3 protein-coding genes are annotated in these 4,232 nt (G+C 41.2%); all 3 read left to right on the top strand.

The genetic code is table 11. From position 1 onward, the window contains the following. The first annotated feature begins 271 nt into the window (after positions 1–271). Positions 272–406: a hypothetical protein gene (locus DW182_RS22740; RefSeq protein WP_255421307.1), complete on the top strand. Its 135-nt coding sequence runs from the start codon at positions 272–274 to the stop codon at positions 404–406. Between the two features lie 51 nt (positions 407–457). Then, the gene (locus tag DW182_RS21915; protein WP_118296846.1) at positions 458–3,055 is read left to right on the top strand and encodes a hypothetical protein; all 2,598 of its coding nucleotides are present in this window, start codon (positions 458–460) and stop codon (positions 3,053–3,055) included. 329 nt (positions 3,056–3,384) lie between these two features. Continuing rightward, on the top strand, positions 3,385–4,062 hold the full coding sequence (locus tag DW182_RS21905) for a S24/S26 family peptidase (RefSeq protein WP_233564208.1): 678 nt from the start codon (positions 3,385–3,387) through the stop codon (positions 4,060–4,062). The last annotated feature ends 170 nt before the right edge of the window (positions 4,063–4,232 follow it).

Here is a 4,232-nt window from a genome sequence, read left to right as displayed (position 1 = left end):
TCATTGGGATATTCAGCTCTTTTGTAAAGCTAATAACACTTTGTATATCAGCCAAATGCACTCATCGTTTATTTAGGAAATTTGTTTTTTACTTTGCAGGCTGAAAATGCGGGTTTGCTATACCTATTATATATAGGAGTAGCTAAGGTTTTTATATAATAAGCAGCCTGTCTTCGCGATGGGATAATAGGCAGCCAGCGGTAGCAGTAATTATCGTATTACCGGTTGATAATAAAGAGACAATTTTAATATTACTAACAATTTAAATTTTATGATTATGAAAGTAGAAAAGGAAATGAAGTATGAAGCTCCGGAAGTGGAAGTTCTGGAGGTGGAAGTAGAAAAGGGATTCGAAGCAAGCCCAGGCGAGCAATTCCCATCCGGTGGTGGAAATGAGGTTATGTAAAATGGGTTATACCTTGAAATAAAACGATTTAATATTAAATTATTTTAAAAAATGAAAGCAAAACATTTATTATTTACTGTTGCAATCGGTGCAACCTTTGCTGCTTGTACGTCTGAAGACAACTTCAACATAGCAGAAAATAATGCCACCGATGCTAAATTATCCATTCGTCCAGTTGTGGATGTGGAAATAACATTGCCCGGTGATGAAGTGAATACACGACTCGGCCTTGGAACTGGTGCACGCCCTGTGTGGTCAACCAATGACAAACTGGGTGCCGCTGTTATTGATGTGCCGGCATATACATCACAGAATGATTATGCAACTAAGCTGGCAAGCGCTGGTGGTAAAGCAATCGCATTGTATAATGTTATAGAGTCTTACGGCTGTAACAACGCATTTTCCACCACCGACGGTGGAAAGACTTGGGCAGCAGAGCAGCCAATGGTGGAAGGTAACTACTTGTTCTACGCTCCTTATCAGGTAGGTTTGAACTTCCGTAGCCCGCTTGAAGTAGCTGTACCCCGCATACAAGATGCCTCCGGAGAAAAGACTGCCTTGGGAGAATTCTATAATGGTGACAATATTGTGCAAGTAGGTTATAAGTTTATCACTGGCACTGAAAAGCAAAGACCAGTGGTTCCAATGTTCAATATCTTTGCTTATCCGAAGTTCACTATCAAGAACGATTTCAACGGTTATTTGTTTGAAAGTGGTCTTGCAAACGCTGTGCCAACAAAGCCTTATAATGGAACTATTAAAGTTGACTCTATTGAGTTTGTAAATATCAGTGCAAAAGGTACTGCTAAAACAGGTATGGTTATTGGTGGTAAGTTGAAGCATTCCAGTGCTTCTGCAAAGGTTGCTAATGATGCAAGTAATGATATATCAACAACTCCTGCCAGCGTGATTGCCGCTCTCCATCAAGAAAACAACGGTTTCAATACTGATGGTGCTTGGAATGACCTCGACTATATGCTGGGAGCAAAAACAACTGAATTCGTAGACAACTCTGCAGATAAGGTAACGACTGGCAGACACACCAGTAGCATACACAATATGGATGGCGTTATCACAACATTGGTCGTAGGTAAAGAACTTGCTCAAGGTGCCAGCATGGATATTTTTGCTGTAATGCCTGCCTATGCATTCAACTACACTAACGACATGTTGGCTGCAAAGATTTATGTAACTATAGAGGATGCTCAGTATGTAATTTGTGAAGGTAAATTAAAAACTGGATCAGCTCTAAATGCTAATGCTACAGAAGGATACACCTTTACAGCTAGGAAAAACGCCGGTTTGACAAGCTTAACTTTCATGGCTGGTCAATCACTGCCTGCTGAGGCTCTGTATGTAGATGGAAATACATATAAGAAGAAAGATAAAGGCGAAGACTTATTTACTATAGATCTAAAGGGTGGAACTTCTACTTCAGCTGATGAAGTTCAGATCGCTCTTCTCACCAGTGCAACTGCTGAAGAAGGCATCAAGAGCACAGATGAGTTGATCGATATGATTAAGAAAGATGCTCCTAATGGTACGAATTGGGTAGAAGGTACAACTTCAGATGCAACTCAAAAAGGATACACGATTGCTCCGACAAATACCATAGAGATCAATAGCGCTTTGATAGACTGTTTGGCTAACTACAATCAAAACACTGGTGGCGCATTATCTATCAAAACTGTTGTTCCTATCGCAAATGATGTGAAAGTAACAGCTACTACTGCCACTTCTGTAACATTAGAAAGTGTAAGTGGTAAGAGCTACACTATTGGTTTGCCTGATGCAGTAGCTCAGAATGCCGCAGCTGCAGATAAATATGTTATAGTGAAAGGAAATCAAACACAATCCGCTGCTATTGCAGGTGCTGTAGTTATCGTTGACGGTGCTACATGGACAGTTGATACAGCTGATCCTGGAGTTAAGTCACTGCATATTGCAAGTACAGCTAGCTCAGCAGTTACTACTGCCTTAACTACTATCACAGCCGATAATATCCGCAATGATGGAGAATTGACAGCTGTTGGTATCACCGCCAATGCTATTGTTAACGAAGGAACTATGACTGTAACAGGTACTCTGGATGCTTCTTCTGGCACACTTTCCTTAACCAATAATGGTACAATTGCTGCCAATGCAGGGGCTGCTTCATTTACAGTAACTGCCGGAACAGGTACAGTAACAACACCGGAAGCCACAACAAGCCTTGGTATTAGTATTGCACCGGCTGCTACACAAGATGTCATTTATGTATGTACTACCACTTTAGAAACAGCTCAAATTACTGCTGCTGCTGCCATACCATCTGTCAATGTCATTAAAGCAAATGGTAAAACGACATTAAAGGCAGATGACATTGCTAAATTCAATACCATTAAACGTATCCAGATTACTACTGGTGGTATTGATACAAAAGATGTAGCCACATATAATATGACTGGCTTTAAAGTAGAGTTGTTAGGTGCTGCAACCTGGACAGGTACAAGCGCAGTACAAACTAAGGTTACAGGTGTTAAAGTTGTTCTTGGAGCGTATGATCTTACTTTAGCTAATATAGCTGCCAGTGGTTCTTCTGAAGCTACTACCGGAAAGATTAAAGCAAACGGTGTAACTGCAACTTGGAACGGTGGTGCCAGCAACTAATTCTTTGCTAAGAAGGATTTTCTAATCCAATAGTTCTATAATCGAATCTCCGTCTGTACAATATATGTATCAGTCGGAGATTCTTTTTTCTTATGTCCATCCATTTGCAAGTATTGGATAAACTGAAAAATACATTTGTATATAGATGAATAATAATGCGACAAACAAGGAAATAAGAGAGAAATACATCTCCAACAGAAAAACGCCAACTGACTTATTGGGATTGTCTTGGAAGATTGGGAATGAAAATTAATTATAAAAAATTACAACTATAATCCAAGAGGATAATGTGCTGCGGCACACCTTTCTCATGATACCATATTGTAAACATGCGAAAAATAACGGTATCCAATGATTTTTTAGCCGAAGCAGCCGAAGCTTTGCGACAGGGGCAGACGGTAAAGCTGCTTATTGGCGGGCAAAGTATGTATCCCTTTATCAGAGGGGGGATAGACCTGGTGGAAGTAGTCCCTTGTCCTCCCGATGAGGAACTTCCTGCCTGGTGCTGCCCTTTTTATCAGTGGGAAGGTCGGTATATGATCCATATTGTAAACATGCGAAAAATAACGGTATCCAATGATTTTTTTGCCGAAGCAGCCGAAGCTTTGCGACAGGGGCAGACGGTAAAGCTGCTTATTGGCGGGCAAAGTATGTATCCTTTTATCAGAGGGGGAATAGACCTGGTGGAAGTAGTCCCTTGTCCTCCCGATGGGGAACTTCCTGCCTGGTGCTGCCCTTTTTATCAGTGGGAAGGTCGGTATATGATTCATCGGTATATAGGCCGTGAAGGTGATGACTGTCTGATGCTGGGTGATGGAAATGTGGCTCGCATCGAGCGGGTGAAAAGAAAGGATATCATCGGAGTATTGCAGACTATCTGCCGTCCTGACGGAACAACGCAGGATTGCCGTGATGCCCGTTGGCTGAAAAAGGCAGAATGGTGGTATCGGTTACGCTTTTTGCGAAGATGGTTACTACCTGTTTTTAAGGCATTGCACCTCAGGTAGGTATTGCTTGGTAAGTTGTTCCTGAACTCGCTTCTTTCATTCTGTTTATAAGTACTTCTGCGTTACTGCTTGAATATTTATTTGTACATATCTGCACTCATTGCCAGTGGGCATATGGGTGCATTTGTTTTTTAACGGCTATACGGTTTCTGTTGAAGAATGAACTTTTT

This window comes from Bacteroides sp. AM16-24 (assembly GCF_003471885.1).
Classification (GTDB): Bacteria; Bacteroidota; Bacteroidia; order Bacteroidales; family Bacteroidaceae; genus Bacteroides.
The sequence above is the reverse complement of the archived record's forward strand: the minus strand, read 5'-3'. Positions and strand labels throughout refer to the sequence as shown.

Bases quoted from the DNA above. Each gene is read 5' to 3' on its own strand.
- DW182_RS21915 (WP_118296846.1), top strand. From the start codon at position 458: ATGAAAGCAAAACATTTATTATTTACTGTTGCAATCGGTGCAACCTTT.
- DW182_RS22740 (WP_255421307.1), top strand. From the start codon at position 272: ATGATTATGAAAGTAGAAAAGGAAATGAAGTATGAAGCTCCGGAAGTG.
- DW182_RS21905 (WP_233564208.1), top strand. From the start codon at position 3,385: ATGCGAAAAATAACGGTATCCAATGATTTTTTAGCCGAAGCAGCCGAA.